Genomic DNA, 26,408 nt, shown 5'->3' with positions numbered 1-26,408 from the left:
CTTTTTCTATATCTCAAGTTACGTACTACGATATTTGCCTGAGAGGGGCAGTCTTCTCAATCACATCCCAAGTCATGCCGCGAGCCTTTAACCGCTCTAAAAAGGGGAGCGGGTCGATCAGCTCGGGCGGAATGCAGCCGGTCGTGGTCAACAATCCTTCAGCGATCATGTCGACAGCGACGACCGGCGGGATGCCTGTCTGCCAGATCGTTGCTTGAAATTCCGTCTTGTAGTAAACCTCATCGTGATTGGCGATCGTGTAGACGTAAACTTCTTTTCGCTTGTTGTTCTTCTTGCCTTTGACGAGTGCGCCGACGGAGGAGTATCCGTGGATTTTTCCGGCGAGATCGGCCGGTTTCGGCATGGTCGTCACGACTACATCGCGCGGCGCTACCTTGACGCCTTTGACCTCGATCTCTTCGTCGCTGTCCAGTCCCAGATAGCTCAGCACCTTGAGGGTATTCACAAAGTCGGGATGGAGGGCGTACTTGAAGTCCACGTATTTGCACCCTTTTGCGCGGCCAATCGTCTCGCCAAGAGTGGTCGCTTCTTCGTGCTCCACGTTGTAGCAGTCCAGCCAGCCGATCGGCTCGGGGAATTCGAACTCCTCTTTGTTGGCAAAGGGAGTAGGCAAGTATTGTTCACCCTTGTCAGCCGTCCAGAAGTTCGGTTTGGCCAAACACTCCTGAATGGCTGTCTGCGGACTGAAGAAGGAGCAGAAGCCGTCGTAGTCGACGACGGAATTGTCGCCGTCGCGAATCAAAATCTCATCGACTTCGTCCAACTGATCCACAGCGTACCGCGCCGCGATGTTGGAGAAGCCGGGATCGCACCCAAGCCCCATGATTCCGAGAATGCCTGCCGCTTTGAATTTATCGGTCCAGGCTAGCTGCTTGCGGAGCCATTGCGGGCCGCTGGAAGCCGTGTCGATATAATGGGTTTTCGTGTTCAGGCACGCTTTCATCACTTCAAAGTTGTTTTCCGGCAAGCCGATATGCAGCAGTACGTCAATGTCAGTCAAAATAGATTGGACGCTCGATACATCGCGTGCGTCGACACGTTTTACCTGGATTTCCACATCCGTCTCCCGGCGCAGCTCGGCAGCCAGCTCTTCAGCCGGGCCGATCGATATATCTGCCAGCACCAGTTTTTGCAAATACTTCGATTTCACGATTTCACACGCGCTTACTTGTCCTACACCGCCAACTCCTAAAATAGCGACTCGCATAGAGTCCTCCTTCCATTTTTGGAAAACGTTCTATCTTCGCATTCGAAACAGCCATTTTTGCAAATGCAGATCGATCGTAGCAGGAAATACCGCGACTTGTGTCGCAACATCGATTGGTTCACGCGGACGAAGTCTCATCCAAACACCCTCCTTCTGCACACGGGCAGATCATAGTAGAAACCGAAGCTAAGTGGGACGATCGTGGATCAAAACAGGCAGCAGCCTACTCAAAAAAAAGCACCTCCTTCCTGCTGAAAAAGTCAGAGTGGAGCGTCTTTTATTCATGTATATTCGACGCACCCGACGTCCCATGCGAATGGAAAAAGGGAATTATACTCTGACTTTTCTGAAAATATATGCAAGAATGATACCAAATGACCGGCTGCTTCCTGTGCAGTATGAAGGAGCATCGGCAGTACCATTATTCTCACTATTGAGAAAGCAAAAACCAAAACAAAGTGCTGGAAATGTCTGTTGGTGCGCCATCACCTGCATGAGAACACCTTATTAAAAATGAGAAACCTTTCTTTTCAAAAATGAAAGGAATTGTCCGAAGATGAAATGTCGGAAATATCTGGTTGACGGCTCAAACCGAATTCCTTACAATGTTGCCAACAGGAAAATACTGTTCTTATCCAGAGAGGCGGAGGGACTGGCCCGATGAAGCCCGGCAACCGTCACGCAGTTTGTGACAAGGTGCCAATTCCTGCAGGACTGATGACAGTCTTGACAGATAAGAAGCGGGAGTACGTCCATTCCGGATGCCAACCTTCTTCTTAACGGGAGAAGGTTTTTTATTTGTATGATCAAATGTTTTTGAGTTATCGCAACTTCATAACTTCTTTCTTATCCAGAGAGGTGGAGGGACTGGCCCGATGAAGCCCGGCAACCGTCACGCAGTTTGTGGCAAGGTGCCAATTCCTGCAAGACAGCAGCAGTATGTCTTGGCAGATGAGAAGGAGGCCCCCTGTAGCTCGCGAGCCTTCTTCTTAAACGGAAGAAGGCCTTTTTTATGTTTGAAATGAGAAAAAGAGGTGGAGTACATGAGTGCAAGTGTGGTAAAAGTAGGATTGCTTGGCGTAGGGACGGTGGGGGGCGGCGTCTTGAAAACGATCCGCTCTCAGCAGCAAAAGCTGTCGGACAGGTTGGGCAGACGTGTCGAGGTGGTCAAGGCGCTGGTCCGCAATGCGGAAAAGCAGCGGTCTGTACCGATTGAGAACAATCTGATCACGACCCGGTTTGAAGAAGTGCTGGCGTCGGACGTGGACATCGTCGTCGAGGTGATGGGCGGCGTCGAGCCGACATACGGCTATGTCCGTGCACTGATTGAAAAGGGCTGTCACATCGTCACCGCGAACAAGGAGCTGCTTGCCAAGCACGGAACGGAGCTGGTGCGGCTAGCCAATCGGCACGGCGTTCAGCTCGCGTACGAGGCCAGCGTAGCCGGAGGGATTCCGATTCTCGGCGTGCTGCGCCAGTTTCTCCGGACTAATGACATCGTATCGGTCAGCGGCATTTTAAACGGGACGACGAATTACATCCTGACGCGGATGGAACAGGAAAAGCTTCCCTACGCCGAAGTGCTGAAGCAGGCGCAGGAGCTGGGCTACGCCGAAGCGGACCCCGCCTCGGACGTAGAGGGCTGGGATGCCTTGTACAAAACGTACATCCTCGCCCAGCTCGTATTTGGTGAATCGCTGCCGCTGCATGCAGCCGAGAGGCAGGGGATTGAAAAGCTGCATCTCGGACAGATCGGCCTCGCCCGCGAATTGGGGTACCGGATCAAGCTGCTGGCCAAGGCTTCCAAGGCCGGGGGCGGTCTACAGCTTTCCGTCCGTCCAACGCTTCTGCCGCTGGATCACCCACTCGCGCAGGTGCAGGATGCCTACAACGCCGTGCAGGTGTCGGGCAATATCGTCGGCGACCTTTTGTTCATGGGCAAAGGGGCAGGCGAGCTTCCGACAGCAAGCGCTGTGGTGGAGGATCTGGCCTATTTGCTGACCCAGCGCTTCACTCCTCAGCCGGTCTGGCAGGAAAGCGAGCCGGCAGGCAATCGGGAAGCCGGGGAGAAGCGGTGCTTTTGCTATCTGGAAAGTAAAGCGTTGCGGGGAACGCCTGATCAAGTCACGCATTTTTTGGATCGGGCAGGAGTTCTCGTGGAAAAACAGCGAATACAATATGACTGGGCGAGCGTCTTGCGCATCGGCATGATTGCCAGCGGTTTTGCAGAGGAGCACAAGAAGGCGCTGCACCGCGATTTCGGCATCAGGGCGGAAGAGTTTCCCGTGTTGTGAGCGGAGACGGCCCAATGCTTCGGGATATAGACCGCATCCGGTTTCACCCCTAATAGAGGAGAAAAAGGGTGCCCGTATCCCGCGGTAGAAGGAGGAAGCTCATGGATACAAAGTATGTGCTCGCAATCGATCAGGGGACGACCAGTTCCCGGGCCATCTTGTTCGACAAGCAAGGAAGCATCGTCGGGATGGCCCAGAAAGAATTTCCCCAGCTCTTTCCCCAGCCAGGATGGGTAGAGCACAATGCCCTGGACATCTGGTCATCGGTCGTCGGCGTAATCGGCGAGGTTTTGGCCAGCCACAATGTTTCGGCGCAGGAAGTGGCAGCCATCGGGATCACCAATCAACGCGAGACGACCGTGGTGTGGAACAAGCATACCGGAGTGCCCATCTATCACGCAATTGTCTGGCAGTCGAGACAGACAGCGGGAATTTGCGAAGAGCTCAAAAGCAAGGGATACGACCCATTGTTTCGGGATACGACCGGTCTGCTGATCGATGCTTACTTTTCGGGCACAAAAGTAAAATGGATTCTCGACCATGTGGAAGGCGCCCGCGCTTTGGCGGAGCAGGGCGACCTCCTGTTCGGAACGATTGACACGTGGCTGATCTGGAAGCTGTCCGGCGGCCGGGCGCATGTGACCGACTATACCAACGCGTCGCGCACACTCATGTACAATATTTTTGATTTGAAGTGGGACGATGAGCTGCTGGCTCTGCTCGATGTCCCGCGTGCGATGCTGCCTGAGGTGAGAAGCAGCTCGGAGGTGTATGCGGTAACCGACAAGGATTTGTTCTTTGGCGTCGAGGTTCCGATCTCGGGGGCGGCAGGAGACCAGCAGGCCGCTTTGTTCGGGCAAGCCTGCTTCGAGCGGGGCATGGCCAAAAATACATACGGCACCGGCTGTTTTTTGCTGATGAACACCGGAGAACAAGCCGTTCGCTCCGAGCATGGCTTGCTGACGACGATCGCCTGGGGCCTTGGCGGAAAAGTGGAGTACGCGCTGGAAGGGAGCATTTTTGTCGCAGGCTCTGCGATCCAATGGCTGCGGGATGGCCTGCGCATGCTCAAAACCTCGGCAGACAGCGAACGCTACGCAACGGCTGTGTCATCCACCGAAGGCGTCTATGTCGTCCCGGCTTTTGTGGGCTTGGGCACTCCTTACTGGAACAGCGAGGTCCGCGGCGCGATTTTTGGACTGACCCGGGGAACCAAAAAAGAGCATTTCATCCGGGCCACACTGGAGTCGCTGGCGTACCAAACCAGAGACGTGGTGGCAGCCATGGAAGCAGATGCCGGCATTCCGCTGAGCAAGCTTCGCGTAGACGGCGGTGCCGTAGCGAATCAGTTCCTGATGCAATTTCAAAGCGATATTCTCGGTGTCACCGTCGAGCGTCCGCGCGTACATGAAACGACGGCGCTCGGTGCCGCCTATTTGGCCGGGTTGGGCATCGGTTTTTGGAAAAGCAAAGAGGAGATTTCGCACAATTGGCAGGTTGAGCGCTCATTCGAGGCGAGACTGGAAGAGACGGAGCGCAGCAGGCTATATGCCGGTTGGCAAAAGGCTGTCCGGGCTGCGGCAGCATTTGTGTAAGCATTTTCATTGACAGTTATTGAAAACTATGGTTATACTTTAGAAAAGTTGATCGTGCAGCACGAAAACATACGGAAATACGGTTAGGCGGAGAAAACGGAGAAAACCCTTACCCGTAAACACATTCCTTTTAAGGGGAGGAGTGTGTTTATATACGTAAGGGTTTTCTTTTTATTCATTATCGTCAAACTATTCGATCAACAGAAAAATGAACACGAATAGAAAGAGGGGTCTGACAAATGGTGAAAAAGTGGCTGAATGTCGTAGCGACCGCGGCGTTGTTGTCGACGGTGGCAGTAGCGGGGTGTTCCTCGGGGGATACGGGCTCATCCAGTACGGGCCAAGGAGAAGCTGGCGGGGGTTCGGGTGCCGCAAAAGAACTGGGTCAAATTGCACTCTACTCGCCTGAGACACCTGATATGACCAAAGAAATTGGTCAGAATTTTGAAAAGGCTTTCAAGGGCTCGACCGTTAACATTCAGTACGCCGGCACCAACGTTCTGGTGAACAAGATGATTGCCGAAAAGGACAATCCGATGGGGGATGTCTGGTATGGCGGAGGCGGTTTCCTGCCGTTTGAGTCGGCGAAGGACAAGGATATTATTACGGCCTATACGCCTGAAGCGATCAAGGATTGGCCGGAAGTGCGCGACGGGATCAAAATCCGCGACAAGGATTGGAAATGGATCGGAGCAGAGGTGTTCGTCCTCGGCTTTGTTTACAATACCGACCTGGTAAAACCGGAAGAAGCGCCGAAAACATGGGACGACCTCTTGGACCCGAAATGGAAAGGCAAGCTCCAAATGCCGAACCCGGCAGCATCCGGAACAGCCACGCTTACGGTTCTGAGCCAACTGATGGAGCGCGGGGAGGAACCAGGCTGGGAGTACTTCAAAAAATTGGTCGATCAGATGAGCGCGATGCCTGACTCCGGCTCGGCGCCCGGAAAAGCGGTAGCCAAAGGCGAAGCCCATGTCGCGATCGCATTTGACTTCATGGCATACGAAATGAAGGCAAAGGGGGAAAAGGTGGACTTTATCGTTCCTGAGAAAACTCCTGTCATCGTCAACCCGGTATCTCTTGTCCAGGATGGACCGAACCCTGACGGCGGCAAAGCGCTGATCGACTACCTGTTGTCCAAGGAAGGACAGCAAACGCTTGCCAACTGGTACCATATCCCGATTTCCAAAGAGGTTGAATCGAAAACGCCGCTCACGCTGGAAAAGGTCATCCCGCATGCACAGGAGCTCGACGTAGATTGGGTCGTGCAAAACTACGACCGCGTACGCAACGAATGGCGGCAAAAATTCCAATAAGGAGGTTCTTCCATGGGGTCGGTCAGAATTGAGAACTTGCACAAATCGTTTAACGGAATCGCCGCATTGGAAGACGTCAGTCTGGACATTCGGGAGGGCGAGTTCTTCGCCCTTCTCGGCCCGTCCGGCTGCGGAAAAACGACGACTATGCGCTGCGTGGCCGGGTTTGAAAGTCCCACATCCGGCAAAATTTTTATCGGGGACCGCGATGTCAGCAACGTCCCCGCCAACCAGCGCAATTGCGGAATGGTTTTTCAAAGCTATGCGCTGTTCCCTCATTTGAATGTATTTGAAAATGTCGCCTACAGCCTGCAGGTGCGCCGTTTCTACCAAGGCGGCTTCGGCACCAAGCTCGCAGTCCTCGGCAATATGCTCAATCGGAAATTGGGCAGGGTGGACAAAGAGACAGAAAAAAAGGTGAGAGATGCACTGGATTTCGTAGAGTTGGGTCATTTGGCCGACAGGCTGCCAGGACAGCTTTCCGGCGGCCAGCAGCAGCGGGTGGCGCTGGCTCGGGCCTTGATCATGGAGCCGGCTGTGCTGTTGATGGATGAACCGCTCTCCAACCTGGACAAAAAGCTGCGCAACAGCATGCGGGTCACGATCCGCCGGATTCAGCAAAAAGTAGGAATTACGACGATCTTTGTCACACACGATCAGGAAGAGGCCATGAGCATGGCTGACCGGGTCGCAGTTATGCAGGGAGGCAAGCTGGTGCAGGTGGACATGCCCACCGCGCTGTACAGCAATCCGGGCTCCACTTTTGTAGCGGATTTCGTAGGCTCGTCCAATATTTTCAAGGGCAAGGTAAAAGGAACGGAGGCAAGCGGTACAGTCATTCAGCTTGAAGGTGGGCAACTGCTCACATCGGCTTTTTCCGCGAAACGTGAAGATGTAGAGGTAATCATTCGCCCTGAAAGCATTCGCCTGGCTGCCGGAGAACCGGTCGATGCAGGTGATAAATCGATAGAGGGTACCATCACCATGTCTACCTACCTTGGACCCAGCATTCGCTATGACGTACAGGTCGGAAACATGCAGATCGAAGTGGACAAGACGTTTGAAGCAGGAACGCCGCTGCTTCCGCCAGGCACAAAGGTCTATCTTTCCATCGATCCTCATCTAGTGGTGATCCTATGAAAAAGCGATTTCTCGAATCATTGAGCGGGTTTACGGTCCTGAAATGGTTTATCTACTTGTTCTTCTTCCTGTTTCTCCTGGTTCCGTTGTTCTCGATTTTGCTCGTCAGCTTTACCGGCCAGCCGATCAACCTGTTCGGCAGCCTGGTCAGCCAAAAAACGCTGGCAAAGACAATCGAGAAGCTGTCCAATGTGTCTCTGGAGGCCTACTCCTCGCTGTTTGAGGGCAAGGGCTACTTTGATGCCCTCCTGAACAGCCTGAAGCTGAGTACCGGAGTAGCACTGCTTGTGACCATCGTTGTCATTCCGATTGCGTACGCCTTTGCGCGGACGAAAATGCCGTTCAAAGGACTTTTTGCCACACTGTGTACAATTCCTCTGGTCGTACCCACGTTTATTTCGTCCTATGCTTTCATGCTGATGTTCGGAAAAACGGGGTGGGTCAATCACATCTACCAAGCATTGGGCGGGGAAGGCGTGCTTTTTGACATCCAGTCGATGCTCGGGATTGTGCTCGTACAGGTCTTCTACTTCTTTCCGTACGCCCTGTGGCCGATGGTGGCAGCCTTCAAGATCAGCGACCTGACCTTGGAAGAAGCGTCGCAAAACCTCGGTGCCCATAGTTGGTACACGTTTATGCGAGTGACCTTGCCGCTGGCGATGCCGGGGATCGTTTCGAGCATGCTGCTGATTTTTACCGTCAGCTTTTCCGACTTCGGGACACCGATTATTTTGGCGCCAAAAGATCTCAACCTGATCGTGGTCGAAGCGTATCGGGAGATGGCCGGCTTCTTCAACTGGGCAGGTTCCGCGGTATTGACCGTCATCATGCTCCTGGTCGCAGCCTTCTTCTTCTGGCTCCAGCGCCTCGTGATCAAGGGAAAGGAATACGGCACGATCTCGGGAAAACCGACTCGCCAAAAAATGAACGATCACAAGGGCGTAGTCTCCGTACTGACCACCTACTCCTTTTTGGTCGTACTGATTCCCGTACTCGGTGTCGCATCCATCTTCCTGTCGTCGCTCGCGACTACATGGGGACGTCACGCATTGCCGGACGGCTATACGCTCAGCCACTATCTGACGATTTTCAGCACGTCGCATAAAAATATTCTAAACAGTCTGGTTCTTGCCGGCGGAGCGCTGGTCCTGAGCGTGGTGATTGCCACCTTCGTCTCCTACTTTGTCGTGCGTCGCAACTCCGGGGGACTTGATTTTATCTCGTCCATTCCGCTGATCGTACCGGGCATCTCGCTGGGAATCGCGCTTATCCAAACGTTTAATACCGCTCCGTTGAAGCTTACGGGAACAGCGATCTTGCTCATCATCGCCTATACGATCAGGCGAATGCCGTACATGATCCGCTCGACGATGAGCTCGATGATGGCGATTCGCAAGGATATCGAAGAGGCAGCGGTAAATATGGGGGCATCCAACCTGCTCGCCGCCGTGACCGTGATCGGACCGCTGATGCTGCCCGGCATTGCAGCGGGTGCTATCCTCGTATTCGTAACGGTGATCAAGGAAACGAGCATTTCCCTGCTTCTGGCCCCGACAGATTGGGCGCCGATGAGCCTGGCGGTATTCCAAAACCTGCTGCGGGGTGAATACTACACCGCGTCAGCGATGGCGATTCTGATCATTGCGATCGTCATTGTCCTGCAGTACCTGGCGAAAAAATTGACCAAGGATCAACTGTACTAAGGAGGAAAGGCAGTGAAGGGGTTTATCTTCGACCTCGACGGTACGGTGTATCTCGGAGACCGCCTGATCGAGGGAGCAGCAGAAGCGATTCAGGAACTAAGGAACCGCGGGGACAAGGTCGTGTTTCTGTCCAACAAACCGATCGCGACCCGTCAATCCTACGCGGAAAAGCTGACCAAAATGGGAATTCCCACCACAGTGGAGGATGTGCTGAACTCATCCTTGATCGCAGCCAGATACCTTCAGCAAGTGATGACTCCGACAGATAAAGTACTGGTGATCGGCGAGCAGCCGATTCGAGACGAGCTGCGCGCGCACGGCATACAGATGAGCGAAGACCCGAATGAAGTGTCTTATGTCGTTCTCTCTTGGGATCGACAGTTCACGTATGACGGATTAAACGACTTGTATCAAGCCGCCATTCGCGGGGCCAAGGTGATCGCGTCCAACCCGGATCGCACCTGCCCGCTGGAGGATGGCCAAATACCCGATACCGGGGCCTTCATCGGGGCACTGGAAGGCGCGACGGGAAGACCGATTGATCTGGTGGTCGGGAAGCCTTCTCCGATAGCAGCCGAAGCGGCCGTACGTCACCTCGGTCTGGACTACCATGCTTGCTACATGGTAGGGGATCGGCTGGAAACGGACATCAAAATGGGGAACGATACAGGCATGAACTCCGTTTTGGTCTTGACCGGAATTTCGACCAGGGAAATGGCCGAGCAAAGCGAATACAATCCGCGGTACATTTTAAATAGTATTAAAGAAATTGTGAATCTTTAGACATGCGATGCTATAATGGGAGCAACCAAGCACCATATGGAGGTAGCGGATGTATCCTATTGTAGATCTGGTCGAGTATGAAACCATTGCTGCCGTCCAATCCGAAGCCGATTTGGATGACGCACTCAGAAGCAATGTCAATATCATCTTTCTGTTGACCGGTTCCATTTTTAACATTCAGGAGCTTGTCGACAGAAGCAAAGCAGCAGGCAAACAGGTGTTTCTGCATATGGAATTTATCGAGGGGATCGCACCGGACAAGAGCGGGGTTGCCTATGTGGCAAGAAACATCGCCCCTACCGGTATTATTTCCACGCGAAGCAACCTGATCCGAGTTGCCAAGGAAATGGATCTGATGGCGATTCAGCGGATATTTTTAATTGACCGAAATGCGGTAGTCAAAGGAATCAGGGTAGTTGAGCAGAGCGCCCCCGATGCTGTCGAGATCATGCCGGGTGTGATGCCCAGAGTCATCCGGGAAATGACCGAGCTCACTCCGCTGCCGATCATCGCGGGCGGCCTGATCGGAACCAGGCAGGAAATCGACGAGGCACTGGCGGCTGGCGCCCTGGCCGTGTCGGTCGGAACAAAAGAATTTTGGTTTTCACCTGAATAGGAAAAAGGGAAGAGATGAGGAGATACCCCTTTGGAAAGAAGGCATGTCTGCATGGCAGGCCGATCTTTTCATGGGGGTTTTTTCGTTGATCAAAAACATCCGGCACGAAGCCGGAGAGGAGGCAACCAGTGGGTAACCGATTTTCAGCACGGACCAGACAGGAACTTCTGCAGCAAATGTCCACAGATACGCTTGACCTGCTCGTCATCGGTGGAGGTATTACCGGTGCCGGCATTGCGCTTGATGCGAGCAAACGCGGACTGAAGGTAGGCTTGTTGGAAATGAACGATTTTGGTTCCGGCACGAGCAGCCGGTCGACCAAGCTGATTCACGGAGGTCTGCGGTATTTAAAGCAAGGGGAAGTGCGGCTGGTTCAGGAGGTGGGACGAGAGCGGGCCATTCTGTACAAAAATGCCCCTCATCTGGTGATCCCTGCACCGATGCTTTTGCCGATCTACAAGGGAGGGACCTACGGCTACCTGGCTTCGTCTGTCGGCTTGTACGTGTACGACTGGCTCGCCGGAGTGGCGCGGAAGGAACGGCGCAAGATGCTGGGGAGAAAGGAAACACTCTCGCGGGAGCCGCTGCTCAAAACGGAAGGGTTAAAAGGTGCGGGCCTGTACTTTGAGTACCGGACGGATGACGCCCGCCTGACGCTTGACATCATGAAAACAGCCGTTGGATTGGGCGCTACGGCCGTTAACTACGCGAAGGCTGAACAATTTTTGTACGACAACGGCATGTTGAAGGGGGCGCTCGTCACAGACCGGTTAACAGGCAAGAGCTACCCGATTCATGCCAAATATGTCGTCAATGCGACTGGGCCATGGGTAGATGGCGTACGGCAAGTGGACGGCTCCCTGCAAGGCAAACGGCTCTATTTGACAAAAGGTGTTCACCTGGTCGTATCGGCGGACAGATTGCCGGTCAAGCAGGCCGCCTATTTTGATACGCCGGATGGACGGATGGTTTTTGTCATTCCCAGAGGAAGGATCACGTACATCGGCACAACGGATACGGCCTACGAGCATTCCATTGACCATCCGCGCACGACAGAAGAGGACCGGGATTATTTGCTCCGTGCCGTAAACAGCATGTTCCCGTCCGTCAGGCTGGAGCCGGCAGATGTCCACTCCAATTGGGCCGGGCTTCGTCCGCTCATTTACGAGGAAGGAAAGGGACCGTCGGAATTATCCCGCAAGGATGAAATTTTTCACTCGCCTACCGGATTGATCACCATCGCTGGCGGCAAGCTGACGGGCTTTCGCAAGATGGCGGAAAAAGTGGTCGACACGATCGCCCACAAGCTGAAGGAGAATGAAGGCAAGGAGTACCCGGCTTGCTCCACCGACCGCATTGTCATCAGCGGAGGGGAACACCATGGATATGAAAAGTACGGGGATTGGAAAAAAGAGATTCTTCGACAGGGAATCGAGCTGGGAGTAGAAACGGAGATAGCGCAGGAGTGGATCGATACTTTCGGTAGCAACACATTGAGCATTTACAAGCGGATTTCCGAGGGCTCACCCACCCGGGAACAATTGCTGGCGGCACAGATCAAGTATGCAATCGAGGAAGAAATGACCGTCCAGGCCGTTGATTTCCTCCGACTGCGTACGGGATGGACCTATTTTCAACTGCACAAGGCCGAGGAGCTAAGAGAGCTTGTCGTCCGGCTGATGGCACAGGAGCTGGGCTGGAGCGCTGCAGAGGCAGCTCGCCAGAATGCCGAAGCGCAAAACTACCTGCATTCGCTGAAAAATCTCCCGCGAAATGAGCAGGACCTATCCGATCATGTTGGGGAATCAATTGACTTTTCCCAAAAATCAGGTACTATTTTTTGAAACGATCATTATGAGGACGTTCAAGAAAAGAGGGCGGATAGGATGAAACTTTCGTTTGATCACCTCGTTCACTTTCTTTACAGACCACCCCTGGAGGCTTCTGATCGGCTGAAAAAGGCGGGCTTTCATACAGTAGCGGGGGGACGGCATGAATCGTGGGGGACTTACAACAGCCTCAGCTATTTCGGCTTATCCTACGTGGAGTTTCTCGCCGTAGAATTTCCCGATATTGCCGCGAGTGCAGAGAATCCGCTCGTCCGGCAATTGGTTGCCGAGGCGACAGTCGGCGAAGGAATGGGGCAGCTTGCCTTTCGCGCAGATGAGATCGAGCGGTGGGCAGAGCGCTTTGAACAGCGCGGATACCAGGTGACAGGGCCGTTGCCTGGCAGCAGAAAGCGGGAGGACGGCACGTTCATTCAGTGGAAAATGCTTTTTGCCGAGGGGGCCGAAAAGCAGCGCCGCATTCCCTTTCTGATCCAATGGGATGAGTCAGATGAAGCCAGAGTGAATGACTTGACCAGACGAGGGATGATCGCCCCGCATGAAAACGGCTCACAAGAAATCGCATACATTGCGCTTGCTACCGGCAATTTGGACGAAGCGGCCCGCGACTGGCAGGAGTGGCTCGGTCTTGTGGCAGGCGAAGAATTTGCGGACGAACGGCTGCAAGCCAAATGCCGGCGCATCCAATGCGACGGGGCCGATCTGCTGCTCTGTCAACCGATGGGAGCCGGTGTCACCAGGGATGCGTTGTCCACCAGAGGGGAACGTCCCTTTCTCATCCGTTTTGCAGGTCCCGGCTCCAGCGTGCACAGCGCAGGAATTTTCGGCGGCAACTACGAGTGGTCGTCCATTTGATGCGAAAAAGAGCAGTTCCCTGGTTTTCCGCAGGGGACTGCTCTTGTTTTTTTGGAAGCACGTGTTTTGTTACGATTCCCGGACAGGATTTTTGGTAAATTGGCGATACATGTAGAGCATCGCCAGTCGCCACGGAACGATCATGCCATACGCCAAGACGAAGAACAGGCCGGCTGTCTGCATGACTGAAAACGAGTCGTTGACCCACAGCTTGATCACGGTCCGGATAACGAGCAACGCCAAAAGAATCATAAAAAACGCTTTGGATCGTTTCAAATATACGTCCTGCCCGACAATTTCAAAACGGGACGTCATAATCAACGGAATGGAAAGAATCATCCCTGCACCAAATGCAATCACGTGGTAGATCAGCGGTGTTGCCGTTTCCGGAAAATGAAACATGGCAAAACCGGTTGACATGAACAATGGCGGCAGGATTATCCGGCGTGCGGAGACCGGCTTTTTCTGTCCGCGGAGTCGCAGAAAGATAACCGCGGTAGCCATGAGTAACGGGATAAGCATCCCGAGAGCGGTCGTTGACAGGATGTGCATGGAAATGCTCCTCCTTACTCCATGATGGTACTAGTTTACACCATTTTTTAAAAAAGAGGAAAGCGCTCTTTTCCATTTCTGCAAGCAATCGCAGTCAGACGGGTGTCAGGCGACTGCAGGCTCATCCGTCTCGCGGACGTCGAGTTTGTGCTTCTTGCTATACACCATCGTCAGCGCGGCCATCAGCAGCGTAACGGAGCCGATCCCGAGCATGTAACCGGAGACGCCGAACAGATCGAGGCAAATCCCGGTCGTTCCCAAAGCGACGAGAAAGAACCCGCGGTCAAGCATCCCTTTGAAGGAGAAGAACCGGCCTTGCTGGTGCTCTGGCAGCCGGCGCTGAAAAATCGTCGTGGTCACGGGGAAAAAGAAAGCGACGGTAAAGCCAAAGACGCCAAATGAAGCCAAGACCATGAACCGGCTGTCTGCAAACGACATGCCGTACTGCGAAAGGGCAAAAAAGAACAGCAAAACAGTGGATGCGGCGATCAGGTTGCGTCCGCCAATCCAACGCTTGGCAAGGAGTCCGCCCGCCAAAATGCTCATGCCCTCTACCGTATAAATCCAGCCCATCAGCTCGGGACTTTGCTGGATTTCGCTGAAATTGAGCACGAGCAGGTTAAAGCCGCCGAGAAACAGCGTAATCAGGCCTGTGTTGAGCAAGGCAACCATCAGCGCAGGGTCTTTCTTCGTCACGGTCAGCACCTCGCGGAATTCCACCTTTTCCTGTCGCTTGCGGGAATCGACTGCGGGGATACGCAAAAATCTGGTGACAAAGGCCAGAGCCAGATAAGCCGCGAGCGAAAACAGGTAGAGCTGGGATAAATCCATGTTCGCGACGAGTATGCCGCCTACGGCTGTTCCGCCAATCCGTGACAATGTCGAGAGGTTGAGGTAGACGCTGTTTGCCTTCAACAAGTCAGCCGGACTGAGGATGGCTGGCAGGGAAGACTGCACGGTCGGAAAATAAAAAGCGGCAGAGACCTGCATGATGACCAGGGAGACGACCATCCATGAAAGGGAGCCGTAGTAGATCGCAGGGAGCATGCATATCGGACTGAGACAACGCACGAGGCTCGCATAAAGCATGATCTTTCCTTTGTCGTAACGGTCGATCATGACGCCGGCTTTTGGTGACAAGAGAATGCTGACGATCAGTCCGCTCATCAGAATCAATCCCTTGACCGTGTCGGAAGGGATCATGTGCTGCATGAACTGGAGGTTGGCGATAATGGAAATCCACATACCGGCACCAGCGATCACTTCTCCGGTCATTAGGAGGAGAAAGGTACGATTGCGCCACAACATCTAAGCCACTCCTTCTGCCTATTCAAAATTTTTTTATTAATTGGATTCACACAGTATAGCATTTGCCCAAAATTTTGTATATTGATTCCCGGCTGTCGTATGCGCGACGGAAAATGGGGAACCCTATATTTGTCAAAAGGGAAAAGGGTGTTCCTCTGTGAAACGAAAGCGAGCTTTGCTCTTATTGGTGGCTTACGGTTTTTCAGCTACCTTGGCGATATTTTACGGATTGGTGGAAAAACGCAGCCTGTTTGCCACCTTTCTCTTGTTTCACTTGCTCGTTTGTCTGTTGGTGCCGCTGTTTCACGGCATGTGGGAAGAAAAGCTGTCCGCACAGTGGAAGCGGGCATGGGTGCCCTTTGATCAAAAAGGAATGCTATACGGTCTGGGCCTAGGAGCGATGCTCATGACGGGAGTGATGGCGGGGACCTGGCTCTTGATCAGCGGGGGAATAGTGAACGCCAGTCACGTCAAATACACGCTAAATGATTGGGGAGTGACACCTGACTGGCTTCTCCCGTTTTCCCTGTATTTGGTCGTTGTCAATTCCTTGTTGGAGGAGCTGCTCTGGCGCGGCTTTGTTCTGGAGCGTCTGCTGGATGCGCTGGCCCGGCCTGTCGCTGTGCTGATAAGCGGTTTTTTTTACTGCTTGTATCATCTCGTCGTCGGAGTCATTTTGTTTGGATTGTTATGGGGAGTGCTGATCACGGGACTTGTGTTTGGAACGGGCCTTTTGTGGGGCTGGCTGAGAGGATTGTTCCCGACCGTTTACGCGACCTGGCTGAGCCACCTCATGGCCGATTTGGGGATCATTCTCGCACTGCACATCTGGGTTTACTGAATTGACCATAGGAGGGTGCCGAATGCTCAAGGATTATGAAGAACAACGGCTGCGGAAAAGGCTGCTCTCGGCTCTCAGACAAAACGGAGAACAGCCTTTGCTTTATTTTGATACATATGGATATACGCCTGTGAATGCCTTGCTGGCCTACATCCGCACGTTAAAAGGCTGCAGCGGTGTCACCCTGAACGACATCCGGCAAGTGGTCGATCACGATCCGGAGCACCGGATCGACTGGGATGGCGGAGCGTTGATCCGCGCTACGTACGGGTTTTTGCCAGGTCCGAAAAAATGGGGCGAGGAGGTGGAGCCGCCGCCGCAGCTGTTTTATGGTACGCATCGAAAGCTGATCCCGCAAATAGCCGAGGGAGGACTCCTGCCAATTGCAAACGAACATGTGCAGTTGGCTGCAAGCCCGGCCGATATCGGTGAGGAGCAAGGTACACTGGTCTTGCTTGCAGTCAGTGCCCACGATGCATGGCAGCAAAAGATACGCTTTTATCAAGGCTCGGAACGTTATTTTTTTGCCGAGGCCATTCCTGCTGCTTACTTATCCGCATCGGTGCTGCCTGAGCGCCGCTGACTGCGCTCATCGAGCCGGCGAAGCCTTTCGGCGATTACATCCGACCGGTCCCGCTGTGTATGTTTATGTAACAAAAATGTATTGAACAGATCGCTTTCGCTGTCAAAATGAAGGCCTCGTTCTTCGCAACGCTTCCGGCAATCGGCCAGCAAGGCCGGGTCGGCAATAGGCAATCGGATGCTGTGATAGGGACTGTTTTGCTTCATCTCAGCAAGGAGCTGGCTGAGCGTTTGGATGGTTGCATCCGGGTCCAGGCCAAGCGACTGGACGTCGGTCCTCTCTCTATTGAGGATCTTGATCGCGCTGTCCATCATTTTGATGGCTCCGGCAAAATTCCCTCTGCGCTGGTGGTAGAGCGACACGGCTACTTGAATCAAGCCGACCCAAACCGCCCTTCTTTCTCCGGGAGGGCTTTCTTTCCAATATTCCTCCAGAATTTCGTGGCATTCAAAATAATCCCGTTCGGCATGGAACTGTATCAGGTATTCCAGATAGGGTTGGGGGTACATAACGATGACCTCACTCTTTTGTTTTCCGTTTTCACTATGTACTATTATAGAGGAGGATACATACAGAAAACGAGGTGCAGGAAAGAAAATGACCAAAGAAGAAATTCTTGCCATTCTGGAAGAGAAGCAATTGACAGATGTGATTGAACTGATACAAGATGCGGAAACGGGTGATCTGGAGGAGCTGGAGCTGGTTGAGAGTCTGGGGCTTCTCTGGGACGAGACGCTGAACCGGGAAGTGCTCCAGCTGCTTGAGAGCATGGGGGTTTCGATTATTTACGTGACCGATGATGACGAAGAAGGCGAGGAAGACGAAGGCGCTGATTGATACATGAAGAAGAACCAACCTTCCGGTGGGGGTTGGTTCTTCTCTTTATTCTTTACTTTTGAGTCCAAACCCGATTCTTGTTCCGGGTGGGAGGAAATTTGTCGCCTTTCCCCAGTTCGATGATCATCGGGTCCTGGACACTCGCTCCAGTCTCCCCGATTTCCATGTATACGGCGTTTTTCGGAGACTTGTCTCCCTCGTGAAAACGGCTGCGCTCGCCCATCTATATTCCCCTCTTTCCATGCGATGTAATCGTCACGCTTAGTATTTCATACGGCAGCGTGGTTCATCCTGATTGTTCATGTTGACGATACATTCAGAATTGATTTACGATTGAAATTAAATGATATACGGGGAGGTTGCCACGTGCTTCGCCTGTCTTTGCAAAAGGATTCCAATGTTTCGTATCACGAACAATTGTACCAGCAGATCGCAGCGGCCATACGCAGCGGTGAATTGCCGCCTCATGCACAGCTCCCCACGGTTAGAGAACTGGCGGCACAGCTCAAGGTAAACTACAACACGATTCGCAGCGTGTACTTGCGGCTTCAACAGGAGGGCCTGGTCGACTCCAGGCAAGGAAGAGGAACGATTGTCAGCAATGTTGTCAATGATCCCCTGCTGACCCGCAACCCCGCCCATCTAGCTTTGCTGGCCAAAGAGACGATTCACAAAGTAAAGGCTATGGGGTATTCGATGGAGGAATTCACGCGGGTGCTTTCCGTAGTGATGCATGAGATCAATCAGTTTCCCGTCCTCTTCATCCGTTTTACAGAGCTGGAGCTGGCCGAATATTTGCGTTTGGTCCAATATCACTTGCCCAGTGCGATGGTGGAAGGGCGAACACTGGATGACTTTTGGGATTGGCTGGAGAAAGAAGGAGGACTATTGTGTCAGTATAAAGCAATTGTCACGCATCCTTCGGTCAGCGCCAGAGTGAAGCAGGCGTTGCCGCGCGAATCACCGCCGATTGTCAGTCTCGATTTCATTCCGGACCCGACTACCGTGATTCCTGCCATGGAGGCGTACCCGCGGCAAACCAAGGTAGGTCTCATTTGCGCAACCCTCCGTGGAGCCGAAGGAATGATCGCCGATCTGCATAATGCCGGTATTACCCACTTGGATTTGCGAACGATAGAAGCCAATTCCCCGGACGTATTCGAGCTGATAGCCCATTGCGACGTCGTTTACATCTCCAAACCGGGCTACATGACCCGGCCGCATCTCCTGACGCTGCCCAAGGTGAAGGAATTTCAGGAAATTCCTGACCACCACGGGATCAATGAGCTAAGGAAAATCGTCACCCAGTAAAAGCCAACGGAGATGAAAATTTCATGAAACAAGCGAGCTGGATGCTGCTGGGAGCCGTTTTTTTATGGGGCCTGACGGTCGTCCCGGTAAAATGGGCCATGGAAACATTGCACCCTTTTTCCCTGATGTGCATGAGACTTCTTACAGCCGGACTCATTCTTTTTTTCTTTGCCAAACGAAACGCCAAAGCAAGGCGTCATGCTGGCGCCCAGCAAGAAGGACTTATCATTCCCTGGAAGCGAATGGCCATGCTTTCATTTACCGGTGTCGCGGGATACTTTCTCTGCAATTTTTCCGGGATGTCTCTTACCAGCGGGGTGCACGCCAGCATGATCGCTGCGATGCTGCCGCTCTTTACACTCTCGCTCGCGGCTCTTTATTTAAAAGAGCGCGTTACAATCTCCCAGTGGCTCGGCCTGCTGATCGGAATGGCAGGCGTACTCATGATCACACTGCAATCTCAAAGCAAAGCCAGCTTCTCGGTTTTGGGGGATTTGCTCGTTTTGGCTGGCGAATTTGTTTTCGCGATCTATGTGATTCAACAAAAACGGCCCGCAGGGGAAGAGAAGATGCCGAGCGAATGGTTTACCTGCCTGACGCTTTTGATCGGAGGAATCATGGTGATTCCGTTCGCCCTGGCGGAGGTCTGGATGTACGGGCCCCCTGTTTTTAACGGAAAGACCTTTGCCTGCTTTCTCTTCCTGACGCTCGGCTGCACGGTTTGTGCCTATAGTTTGTGGAATCAGGCATTGAAGACAGTGTCCGCAGCCCGGGCAGGCATCTACCTGAATGCAACACCATTGATCAATGTGGCGACGGCTATTCTGTTTCTTCACGAACCTTTGACCGCAATGACTGTGCTGGGAGGTTTTCTCGTTCTCATCGGTGTGGCCTGGGCGGAGCGAAATAAACAAAGGAATTCCCCGGCGGAACCGTTTCTCGAGTCAAAAAGCCTCTAGCGCAGCGCGTAGGGCGGATGCTCATTTTCCCATTGAATAGATACATGTACCGTGCCGAAGCACTCCCCTCGACATATTTTGTAACTGTACCAAGTGAAGAGGGGGTGAAGCGAGTGAGCTGCGGATGCAAAAAGTCTTACGGCCATTGCTATCACAAACAATGCTGCAAAAAGAAATACTACAAGAAAAAATGCTATTACAAACCTGTTTATAAGTACGACTGCCATAGCTATAAAAAAGGGTATGGTGGCGGCTACGGTCACGACTCCTCTTCCTCCAGCGGTGGTTACGACAGCCGCTATTAACAGAAATAACATGCTTCCCATTTAAGCGGGAGCATGTGCTGACCGCCAGCGGTCATACCTCCAAATGTGAAAGAATGCGATCCGTCTTTCACCAAAAGCGCCGACAGAAGCTGTGTGTACACAGGTTTTCTGTCGGGCGCTTTTTTTGTTGTCAGACTGTTTTATTTTTTGAAAAAAAGAGGATTGAAGGCATTCAAAACGAAATGAACATGGAAAGGGTTGGAAAGGAGCGGTCAAAGCCATGTTGACAGGGATTACGGTAGTCGATTTTTCGCGCCATCTTCCCGGACCGTTTTGCACCATGAGACTGGCTGACCTGGGAGCAGAAGTGATCAAGGTGGAGACGCATCCGTCCGGAGACCCTGGACGGGCAATGGGACCGAGAATCGGGGAGGCAAGAGCAATCTTTCTTTCTACCAACCGAAATAAACAAAGCGTGGCACTCAATCTTCGTACGGGGAAAGGCAAAGAGCTGGCGTATGAGTTGGCCAGGCAGGCCGATGTAGTTGTCGAAAGCTTTCGGCCCGGAGTAATGAAGCTCTTGGGCCTTGACTACGAAAGACTTTCCAAAAGCCATCCCTCCATCATTTACTGCTCCCTTACCGGGTATGGACAGAGCGGCCCGATGCATCAGCTAGGCGGGCATGATCTCAACTTCCAGGCCGCAAGCGGACTCCTTGCTGCGATCCGCGGCGAGGACGGAAAACCGGTGGCTGCAGAGGTCCCGATTGCCGATTATGCGGGCGGCATGTACGCATCCGAGCAAATCTGCGCGGCATTGATCAGGCGGTACCAAACAGGCCAGGGAGCGTATCTGGACATTTCGTTGGTTGACGCATTGTCCTCCTGGATGGGCATGCACGTCCTTTGCGCCCAACATGCACGGGAAGAAGAGATGGCCCGGTTTTTTAAAGGTCGCCTTGCCTACCAGATCTTTGAAACAGCGGAAGGAAAGTACGTCGTTCTCGCGGCCCTCGAGGAAAAGTTCTGGCTCAATTTCTGCAGGGCAGTCGGCCGCGAGGATTGGGAAGACCTGTACGGGGCGGGGCTCGACGAACACCCGCATGTGTACGAAGAAATGAAAAAGCTTTTTCTATCAAGGACACAGCCCGAGTGGGGGAAACTGGGAAGCGAGGTGGACTGCTGCCTGACTCCCGTAGAGGAGATAGATACTTGGCTGGATAGCGCTTTTATAAAAAACAGACAACTGACGTTTACGCTTGAAGCAGGAGAATACGGGGAGAGACTGCAGGTTCGCACCCGAGCCAGTCTTTCTGACAGGGACGAGCCGGTCCGGGACCTATCGCCTCCGCCAGGTTATGGAGCGAATACCCGCCAGGTACTGACGCAGAAGCTGGGGCTGTCGCTTGAAGAGTTGGCCCAATTGGGAAGGGACGGAGTCATTTTCGTTTGAATACTAGCATAAACGGAGGTTTTGTGAATGAATGACCAACAGACACTTCCTCTCTATACCGAGCTTCATGAGGGGGTTCTGACTATTGTGCTGAATCGTCCGCGCGTATTGAACGCGATGACGATCGAGATGTTTTCTCTCCTGAAAGATGCGATTTCCTTTGCGGCTACCAAGGAAGAAGTAAGAGTGGTGATCTTTCGGGGAGCAGGCGGAAATTTTTGTTCCGGCGCCGATTTAAGCGTGCTCAGCATGCTGAGTGAATCAGATCAAGCCCATCAGGCGCTGACCATCATCAACGACTTTCTGCTGCAATTGCATCATATGCCCAAACCTGTGATTGCTGTTGTGGAAGGCGCGGCGGTAGGAGCAGGACTAAACCTTGCTCTCCATGCGGATTTTGTCCTGGCTGCAAAGGAGGCCGTGCTTCAGGAACCGTTTGTCCATATCGGATTGACTACCGACTTTGGCGGCACGTATTTGTTGCCAAGGCTGGTCGGTATGGCCCAGGCAAAACGACTGGCCTTGCTGGGAGAAAAAATCAGCGGAAGCGAAGCCGAGAAGATAGGGTTGATCTACAAGGCAGTCGATGCAGCGGCTCTTGAACAAGAAGCAAACCAGCTTGCGAAAGTCCTGCTGCGGATGCCGAAGCTGGCGTGGGAGACCACCAAAATGGGATTGACAGCATGTCTGGAGCTCAACATGGAGGAGGCTCTAGCCTGGGAAAAACAGCAGCAGCCCAAACTGATCGCCCATCCAGAGTTTCAGACGGTCATCCGCCAGCGGCTGAAAAAAGAGTAAAGCGCCAAGAGAGTTTTTCATCAAAGAACGGGCCTTTCAGGGGAAATTATCCATTGAGAACAGGGCATACCTATGGTAAAGTAAATAACAACAAGATCCTGCGATGTTCGTTAGGCTGTATATGTTTCTAACCTTATACGTATTTTCTGGGAGACAGAACTTCACGCGGATGTCAGGCCCACCTCCCTGTATGGGACGCATGGGAAGGCAAAAACGTGGACGGGTCGCCCACCTGTGTGAGCACAGGTTACAGAAACATTAGGTCGGACGGCAGAGCGGGGGATTTTTTTGTCCAAGCCTGGAAAGCAATTTCCATTCCTATGTGGCAAAAATTGTACATAAAAAACCTGAGGCCTCGTCGCTTCAGGTTTTTTTGTTATTCGTGATGTGGGACGCTATTGGTTTTTGGAGGAATTGGAGCCTCCTGAAAAGCTGCTGCCGCCGCCTCCGTTATTCCCGCCGGCCATGTTATGGCCTGCGCCTTGATTTTGCTGATCGCCATTGTTCACGATGGTCAGCGTCTGCTCCAGGTCCTTGCTGTCCTTTGCATCCTGGATGATTTGGTACATTTGCAGGAAGTTTGCTTTCTGGCCCTCGGGAATGCCTTTGATCCGAACAGTCAGCTCTTGGGGACCATTCTGCTGCTGATTGCCGCTGTTTCCCCCTTGGTCTTGACCGCCGCTGCTGTCGCCGGTTTGGTCCTCCAAAAAGCTGAGGAACATGGAGTCGTCCTGATCTCCGCCACCCTGCTGCTGTGATTGCTGTCCTTGTCCCTGCCCCTGTCCGCCTTGCTGCTGTCCACCTTGCTCAGGCTCGAACAGGACGCTAAATTCATTCAAGTCCGTCTGGATGATCCCGATGACGTTCATCCCGATCCTCCTTAGCTGTCAAAGTCGTGTATCAACCCGGGTGTCTGGAATGGTGGACACCGCGGTGCTGCAAGTAATTATGGTAGAAATACTCCACGATGGAGATGGCAAAAGCGGTTAAAAATATTCCCGAAAGACGGTAGGGCACTGCAAATAGGGCACAGCTCAGCCAGAGAAGGGCAAAGGCGAGCCCAAAATCGGCCGTACTGGCGAATGTGTTGTTTGTACGCGGAAGGATAAACAGATCCCCGGCCACATAAGAGATAAGACTGATGACTACGCTGGTGACGAGCGCAAATGAGAGTGACGTTCCCGACCACATTAGCCCCGGAACGGCAATAATCCCGTTTGAGAGGAGCTTTATCAAGATGCTCAAGAACGAACACCTCCTTTCATGCTCTTAGTATGATCCTAGGTAGTCTTGCTATTCGTATCGCGGAAATTCGATTTCAACCGGCGCACGCTGTTCTCGTCAGGTGTGACATAAAGAGTGCGCTGCTGCTCGTAGATGACGAATCCGGGCTTGGCTCCGCTAGGTTTTTTCACATGCTTCACCAGTGTGTAATCGACCGGAACCTGACTGCCGTTTTGGGCTTTGCTGTAATAGGCAGCGAGCAGTGCCGCTTCTTTCAGTGTTTGTTCCGAGAAATCTCGCCCGCGGATCACGACGTGGGACCCGGGGATATCCTTGGTATGAAGCCATGTATCACCCGAGGACGCCAGCTTGTTGGTCAAGTATTCATTTTGCTTGTTGTTTTTGCCTACCAGGATTTCCACACCCTCTGAGGACGTATACGTATCCAGCTCGGGGCGGTGGTCTTTTTTCTTTTTGGCCTGACGCTTTTGCCTGTTGCGGATGTAGCCCTGCTCCGCCAGCTCTTCTCTGATCTCTTCCGTATCCTGTACAGTCGCATGCTCCAACTGAACGAGCAGGCCGTCGAGATAAACAATTTCTTCTTCAGCCTGCGCGATCTGTTCCGCTACAATGCCAAGACTGTTTTTGGCCTTGTTGTATCGTTTATAGTACGCCTGCAAGTTTTCCGAAGGCGTTTTTAGGGGATCGAGCGGGATGCGGACGACACCGCCATCCTCGTCGTACCAATTGACTGTTTCCAGCACGGTATCTCCGCGTTTCAGCAGATGCATATTGGCCGTGATCAATTCGCCGTAAAGGCGGTATTGCTCCGCTTCCTGGGCATCCACCAGGGTTTGCTCCAGCTTCTCGATTTTTTTGACGTTTTTGTTCCGTTCATTGGTTACGAAGCGGATCAGATCGTGAACCTTTTGCTTGACCGTATCCCGCTGTGCCTTTCCTTCAAAATAACCCTGCAGGCATTGGCTGACGGTGGGAAAGGAAGTGATGGCAGCATCTTGAAGATGTGTCAGGGAAACGACGTGAAAGTATGTTTTGTCTTTGGCCACGGCCAAATGAGGGACGTAGTCGTGTCGGGCAATGTCTTGCATCACTTGCGAAAACGCTTGCCACAATGCTTCGCGGGTCGGCAGGCCGGAGCGGTGAACGATTTCTTTTGCGAGCAGGGGACTCATCCCCGTAAATGTATCGACCAATTGCTTATCGAAACGGCCGCCGTTCCAGTTAAACAGCGAGATAAACTCCTGCTGGGATACAAGCAGGGGATTTTTTTTGTCCTGACCGGGCGGAGCGACATACGTTTTGCCTGGAAGCACCTGCCGATACTGGCTGATGGCAAGAGTCACATGCAGCGCACTGTCCAGGATTACACCGGTCGCCGGGTCGAGCAGGATGATGTTGCTGTGTTTTCCCATGATCTCCATTACGATCCGCCTGCGCGTCGTATCGCCCAGCTCGTCGCGGGTACGGATATCCATATGGACGATCCGTTCCATATCGACCTGCTCAATCGATTCGATCAATCCGCCTTCGCAATGCTTTCGAAGGAGCATGCAAAACATCGGGGCCTCCATCGGATTGGTAAAATCCTCGGTAGTCAGATGGAGGCGGGGGTAGGTCGGGTTGGCAGAGAGCAGCAGCTTGCCCGTTTCCCCCTGCATTCGCAATTGCATGACAATATCGCTGTAATGGGGCTGGTGGATTTTGGCAATCCGTGCGCCCTCCCATCGTTTTAATTCTTGTACAACGGCACGAGTCACAACACCGTCAAAAGCCATTTTCTTCACCTCTAGCTCTTAAAAAATACAAAATACGCTGTGAACGGTTCATGACCTCTTCTCATAAATAAGGATGATTGTCGCCTAGCGTCAGACACAGTGTAACATATTACCCCCTTGGACGGTATTGGAAGCGTGGGCGGCTTTGGTTGACACTGCAAAGAGTTGTCTCCTATAATGAATTAACGATTTTACGACAGTGGAAGTGATATCCATGGTCCGAAGCATGACTGGTTATGGCCGAAAGGAAACCATGTACGGGGCTTTCAGGTTGTCCGTGGAGATGCGGGCTGTCAATCATCGTTATGCGGAAATCATCGTTCGACTGCCGAAAGCCTACGGTGTACTGGAAGATCCGGTTCGCAAGCTGGTGGCCGAATACGTCCGCCGCGGGCGAGTAGAAGTGATGATTTCGATCGATGAGGCGGCATCCAGCGAGGCAGAGTTTCAAGTAAACTGGGACGCCGCAGAAAAGTACGTCAGGGCGTTGCGTGAAATGAACGATCGGTTTTCTCTCAGCGAACCGTTGGCAGCAAAAGATTTGCTGCAACTGCCGATGGTGATTTCCGAAAAGGAGACAGTAGCGGTAGAGCCCCAATCGTTCTGTGAGCCGCTTCTGGAAGTGACGAGAGAAGCCGCGAAAGACCTTCTTTCGATGAAACAAAAAGAAGGACAAAAGCTGGCGGAAGATATCAACAGTCGGCTTGCCGACATTGTCTCCTGGACCAGAGAAATCGCCCAGAGCGCTCCTGTCGTAGTGGAGGAGTACCGAGCCCGGTTGCAGCAGCGTGTCAGTGAATGGATGCAAGGCGCACCGTTTGAGCTTGACATGCAGCGGCTGGCGCAAGAGGTTGCCTTTTTCGCAGATCGAAGCGATATCAGCGAAGAGATCACGCGTCTGGAAAGTCACTGCACGCAGTTTTCAGAGCTGCTGAAACAGCCGGAAGCAGTTGGGCGGAAGCTCGACTTTTTGCTGCAGGAGATGAATCGGGAAGCCAATACAATAGCTTCCAAGGCCAACAACCTTTCCATTCAACGGTTGGCCATCGAGATCAAGACAGAATTGGAAAAGATGAGAGAGCAGGTTCAAAACATCGAGTAGC

Annotated in this window: 25 protein-coding genes, 1 other RNA gene and 2 riboswitches; of the genes, 18 read left to right on the top strand and 8 right to left on the bottom strand. The window is 52.9% G+C overall.

Annotation, left to right across the window (positions count from 1 at the left end; all coding sequences use genetic code 11):
* Nucleotides 1-25 precede the first annotated feature (25 nt).
* Nucleotides 26-1,228: a saccharopine dehydrogenase C-terminal domain-containing protein gene (locus NSQ24_RS16660; RefSeq protein ID WP_003386175.1), complete on the bottom strand. Its 1,203-nt coding sequence runs from the start codon at nt 1,226-1,228 to the stop codon at nt 26-28.
* A gap of 628 nt (nt 1,229-1,856) precedes the next feature.
* Nucleotides 1,857-1,968: riboswitch (SAM riboswitch) on the top strand.
* Nucleotides 1,969-2,071: 103 nt separating this feature from the next.
* Nucleotides 2,072-2,186: riboswitch (SAM riboswitch) on the top strand.
* 85 nt (nt 2,187-2,271) lie between these two features.
* Here NSQ24_RS16660 and NSQ24_RS16655 point away from each other — a divergent pair.
* From NSQ24_RS16655 to NSQ24_RS16615, 9 genes are all read left to right on the top strand, one after another.
* Complete coding sequence (locus NSQ24_RS16655; protein WP_031932960.1) at nt 2,272-3,522, top strand: homoserine dehydrogenase; 1,251 nt, start codon at nt 2,272-2,274, stop codon at nt 3,520-3,522.
* A gap of 101 nt (nt 3,523-3,623) precedes the next feature.
* Entirely contained in the window at nt 3,624-5,117 is a 1,494-nt protein-coding gene (gene glpK / locus NSQ24_RS16650) for a glycerol kinase GlpK (RefSeq protein WP_339166250.1), read from the top strand.
* A 239-nt stretch (nt 5,118-5,356) separates the two neighbouring features.
* Complete coding sequence (locus tag NSQ24_RS16645) at nt 5,357-6,433, top strand: extracellular solute-binding protein (protein ID WP_003386172.1); 1,077 nt, start codon at nt 5,357-5,359, stop codon at nt 6,431-6,433.
* 12 nt (nt 6,434-6,445) lie between these two features.
* Complete coding sequence (locus tag NSQ24_RS16640; RefSeq protein ID WP_339166248.1) at nt 6,446-7,573, top strand: ABC transporter ATP-binding protein; 1,128 nt, start codon at nt 6,446-6,448, stop codon at nt 7,571-7,573.
* Nucleotides 7,570-9,276, top strand: a complete 1,707-nt coding sequence (locus tag NSQ24_RS16635) for an iron ABC transporter permease (protein WP_003386169.1) — start codon at nt 7,570-7,572, stop codon at nt 9,274-9,276. Before NSQ24_RS16640 ends, NSQ24_RS16635 begins: the two co-directional genes overlap by 4 nt.
* 12 nt (nt 9,277-9,288) lie before the next feature.
* Entirely contained in the window at nt 9,289-10,059 is a 771-nt protein-coding gene (locus NSQ24_RS16630; protein ID WP_003386167.1) for an HAD-IIA family hydrolase, read from the top strand.
* A gap of 49 nt (nt 10,060-10,108) precedes the next feature.
* A complete protein-coding gene (locus tag NSQ24_RS16625) occupies nt 10,109-10,675 on the top strand; it encodes a glycerol-3-phosphate responsive antiterminator (protein ID WP_003386166.1) in 567 nt (188 codons plus the stop codon).
* A 128-nt stretch (nt 10,676-10,803) separates the two neighbouring features.
* Nucleotides 10,804-12,519: a glycerol-3-phosphate dehydrogenase/oxidase gene (locus NSQ24_RS16620; protein ID WP_339166246.1), complete on the top strand. Its 1,716-nt coding sequence runs from the start codon at nt 10,804-10,806 to the stop codon at nt 12,517-12,519.
* Nucleotides 12,520-12,561: 42 nt separating this feature from the next.
* On the top strand, nt 12,562-13,377 hold the full coding sequence (locus NSQ24_RS16615) for a VOC family protein (protein ID WP_339166244.1): 816 nt from the start codon (nt 12,562-12,564) through the stop codon (nt 13,375-13,377).
* 69 nt (nt 13,378-13,446) lie between these two features.
* Here the strand turns inward: NSQ24_RS16615 and NSQ24_RS16610 are convergent, their stop codons facing one another.
* Nucleotides 13,447-13,929, bottom strand: coding sequence for a cytochrome c biogenesis protein CcdC (locus NSQ24_RS16610; RefSeq protein ID WP_003386163.1), 483 nt, complete (start codon nt 13,927-13,929; stop codon nt 13,447-13,449).
* 105 nt (nt 13,930-14,034) lie between these two features.
* The gene (locus NSQ24_RS16605) at nt 14,035-15,237 is read right to left on the bottom strand and encodes an MFS transporter (RefSeq protein WP_003386162.1); all 1,203 of its coding nucleotides are present in this window, start codon (nt 15,235-15,237) and stop codon (nt 14,035-14,037) included.
* A gap of 157 nt (nt 15,238-15,394) precedes the next feature.
* On the opposite strand from NSQ24_RS16605, the gene NSQ24_RS16600 reads away from it, so the two are divergent.
* Both NSQ24_RS16600 and NSQ24_RS16595 read left to right on the top strand, forming a co-directional pair.
* Nucleotides 15,395-16,078 carry a type II CAAX endopeptidase family protein gene (locus tag NSQ24_RS16600; RefSeq protein WP_339166242.1) on the top strand — a complete coding sequence of 228 codons (684 nt, stop codon included), beginning with the start codon at nt 15,395-15,397 and terminating at the stop codon, nt 16,076-16,078.
* 22 nt (nt 16,079-16,100) lie between these two features.
* On the top strand, nt 16,101-16,661 hold the full coding sequence (locus NSQ24_RS16595) for an RNA 2'-phosphotransferase (protein WP_024982924.1): 561 nt from the start codon (nt 16,101-16,103) through the stop codon (nt 16,659-16,661).
* On the opposite strand, the gene NSQ24_RS16590 is transcribed toward NSQ24_RS16595, so the two are convergent.
* The gene (locus NSQ24_RS16590) at nt 16,625-17,170 is read right to left on the bottom strand and encodes a DUF309 domain-containing protein (RefSeq protein WP_003386159.1); all 546 of its coding nucleotides are present in this window, start codon (nt 17,168-17,170) and stop codon (nt 16,625-16,627) included. The genes NSQ24_RS16595 and NSQ24_RS16590 overlap by 37 nt on opposite strands.
* Nucleotides 17,171-17,258: 88 nt before the next feature.
* Here NSQ24_RS16590 and NSQ24_RS16585 point away from each other — a divergent pair, with 88 nt between their 5' ends.
* Nucleotides 17,259-17,498: a hypothetical protein gene (locus tag NSQ24_RS16585; protein ID WP_003386158.1), complete on the top strand. Its 240-nt coding sequence runs from the start codon at nt 17,259-17,261 to the stop codon at nt 17,496-17,498.
* 52 nt (nt 17,499-17,550) lie between these two features.
* On the opposite strand, the gene NSQ24_RS16580 is transcribed toward NSQ24_RS16585, so the two are convergent.
* Complete coding sequence (locus tag NSQ24_RS16580) at nt 17,551-17,721, bottom strand: YjzC family protein (protein ID WP_003386157.1); 171 nt, start codon at nt 17,719-17,721, stop codon at nt 17,551-17,553.
* A 143-nt stretch (nt 17,722-17,864) separates the two neighbouring features.
* Between NSQ24_RS16580 and NSQ24_RS16575 the strand changes: the two genes are divergently transcribed.
* From NSQ24_RS16575 to ssrS, 5 genes are all read left to right on the top strand, one after another.
* Nucleotides 17,865-18,809, top strand: a complete 945-nt coding sequence (locus NSQ24_RS16575; RefSeq protein WP_024982922.1) for a GntR family transcriptional regulator — start codon at nt 17,865-17,867, stop codon at nt 18,807-18,809.
* Between the two features lie 23 nt (nt 18,810-18,832).
* The gene (locus NSQ24_RS16570) at nt 18,833-19,768 is read left to right on the top strand and encodes an EamA family transporter (RefSeq protein ID WP_003386153.1); all 936 of its coding nucleotides are present in this window, start codon (nt 18,833-18,835) and stop codon (nt 19,766-19,768) included.
* Nucleotides 19,769-20,314: 546 nt separating this feature from the next.
* Nucleotides 20,315-21,487 carry a CoA transferase gene (locus NSQ24_RS16565; protein WP_339166239.1) on the top strand — a complete coding sequence of 391 codons (1,173 nt, stop codon included), beginning with the start codon at nt 20,315-20,317 and terminating at the stop codon, nt 21,485-21,487.
* Between the two features lie 27 nt (nt 21,488-21,514).
* Nucleotides 21,515-22,285 (top strand): enoyl-CoA hydratase-related protein, encoded by a 771-nt coding sequence (locus NSQ24_RS16560; RefSeq protein WP_024982920.1) that lies wholly within the window; start codon nt 21,515-21,517, stop codon nt 22,283-22,285.
* Nucleotides 22,286-22,377: 92 nt separating this feature from the next.
* A non-coding RNA gene (ssrS, locus tag NSQ24_RS16555) (6S RNA) lies at nt 22,378-22,571 on the top strand.
* A gap of 109 nt (nt 22,572-22,680) precedes the next feature.
* On the opposite strand, the gene NSQ24_RS16550 is transcribed toward ssrS, so the two are convergent.
* The 3 genes from NSQ24_RS16550 to NSQ24_RS16540 are packed head-to-tail and all read right to left on the bottom strand — an operon-like array spanning nt 22,681 to nt 25,305.
* Nucleotides 22,681-23,154, bottom strand: a complete 474-nt coding sequence (locus tag NSQ24_RS16550) for a hypothetical protein (protein ID WP_003386150.1) — start codon at nt 23,152-23,154, stop codon at nt 22,681-22,683.
* A gap of 31 nt (nt 23,155-23,185) precedes the next feature.
* Complete coding sequence (locus tag NSQ24_RS16545; protein ID WP_003386149.1) at nt 23,186-23,530, bottom strand: DUF2512 family protein; 345 nt, start codon at nt 23,528-23,530, stop codon at nt 23,186-23,188.
* A 35-nt stretch (nt 23,531-23,565) separates the two neighbouring features.
* On the bottom strand, nt 23,566-25,305 hold the full coding sequence (locus NSQ24_RS16540; protein ID WP_279041955.1) for an NFACT RNA binding domain-containing protein: 1,740 nt from the start codon (nt 25,303-25,305) through the stop codon (nt 23,566-23,568).
* Nucleotides 25,306-25,519: 214 nt separating this feature from the next.
* On the opposite strand from NSQ24_RS16540, the gene NSQ24_RS16535 reads away from it, so the two are divergent.
* The gene (locus NSQ24_RS16535) at nt 25,520-26,407 is read left to right on the top strand and encodes a YicC/YloC family endoribonuclease (RefSeq protein ID WP_243014279.1); all 888 of its coding nucleotides are present in this window, start codon (nt 25,520-25,522) and stop codon (nt 26,405-26,407) included.
* The last annotated feature ends 1 nt before the right edge of the window (nt 26,408 follow it).

The organism is Brevibacillus sp. FSL L8-0520 (genome assembly GCF_037963895.1).
Classification (GTDB): domain Bacteria; phylum Bacillota; class Bacilli; order Brevibacillales; family Brevibacillaceae; genus Brevibacillus; species Brevibacillus borstelensis.
The sequence above is the reverse complement of the archived record's forward strand: the minus strand, read 5'-3'. Positions and strand labels throughout refer to the sequence as shown.

Bases quoted from the DNA above. Each gene is read 5' to 3' on its own strand.
- NSQ24_RS16590 (WP_003386159.1), bottom strand. From the start codon at position 17,170: ATGTACCCCCAACCCTATCTGGAATACCTGATACAGTTCCATGCCGAA.
- NSQ24_RS16625 (WP_003386166.1), top strand. From the start codon at position 10,109: ATGTATCCTATTGTAGATCTGGTCGAGTATGAAACCATTGCTGCCGTC.
- NSQ24_RS16615 (WP_339166244.1), top strand. From the start codon at position 12,562: ATGAAACTTTCGTTTGATCACCTCGTTCACTTTCTTTACAGACCACCC.
- NSQ24_RS16585 (WP_003386158.1), top strand. From the start codon at position 17,259: ATGACCAAAGAAGAAATTCTTGCCATTCTGGAAGAGAAGCAATTGACA.
- NSQ24_RS16570 (WP_003386153.1), top strand. From the start codon at position 18,833: ATGAAACAAGCGAGCTGGATGCTGCTGGGAGCCGTTTTTTTATGGGGC.
- NSQ24_RS16560 (WP_024982920.1), top strand. From the start codon at position 21,515: ATGAATGACCAACAGACACTTCCTCTCTATACCGAGCTTCATGAGGGG.
- NSQ24_RS16595 (WP_024982924.1), top strand. From the start codon at position 16,101: ATGCTCAAGGATTATGAAGAACAACGGCTGCGGAAAAGGCTGCTCTCG.
- NSQ24_RS16605 (WP_003386162.1), bottom strand. From the start codon at position 15,237: ATGTTGTGGCGCAATCGTACCTTTCTCCTCCTAATGACCGGAGAAGTG.
- NSQ24_RS16610 (WP_003386163.1), bottom strand. From the start codon at position 13,929: ATGCACATCCTGTCAACGACCGCTCTCGGGATGCTTATCCCGTTACTC.
- NSQ24_RS16535 (WP_243014279.1), top strand. From the start codon at position 25,520: ATGGTCCGAAGCATGACTGGTTATGGCCGAAAGGAAACCATGTACGGG.
- NSQ24_RS16660 (WP_003386175.1), bottom strand. From the start codon at position 1,228: ATGCGAGTCGCTATTTTAGGAGTTGGCGGTGTAGGACAAGTAAGCGCG.
- NSQ24_RS16640 (WP_339166248.1), top strand. From the start codon at position 6,446: ATGGGGTCGGTCAGAATTGAGAACTTGCACAAATCGTTTAACGGAATC.
- NSQ24_RS16580 (WP_003386157.1), bottom strand. From the start codon at position 17,721: ATGGGCGAGCGCAGCCGTTTTCACGAGGGAGACAAGTCTCCGAAAAAC.
- NSQ24_RS16550 (WP_003386150.1), bottom strand. From the start codon at position 23,154: ATGAACGTCATCGGGATCATCCAGACGGACTTGAATGAATTTAGCGTC.
- NSQ24_RS16565 (WP_339166239.1), top strand. From the start codon at position 20,315: ATGTTGACAGGGATTACGGTAGTCGATTTTTCGCGCCATCTTCCCGGA.
- NSQ24_RS16635 (WP_003386169.1), top strand. From the start codon at position 7,570: ATGAAAAAGCGATTTCTCGAATCATTGAGCGGGTTTACGGTCCTGAAA.
- glpK (WP_339166250.1), top strand. From the start codon at position 3,624: ATGGATACAAAGTATGTGCTCGCAATCGATCAGGGGACGACCAGTTCC.
- NSQ24_RS16655 (WP_031932960.1), top strand. From the start codon at position 2,272: ATGAGTGCAAGTGTGGTAAAAGTAGGATTGCTTGGCGTAGGGACGGTG.
- NSQ24_RS16540 (WP_279041955.1), bottom strand. From the start codon at position 25,305: ATGGCTTTTGACGGTGTTGTGACTCGTGCCGTTGTACAAGAATTAAAA.
- NSQ24_RS16645 (WP_003386172.1), top strand. From the start codon at position 5,357: ATGGTGAAAAAGTGGCTGAATGTCGTAGCGACCGCGGCGTTGTTGTCG.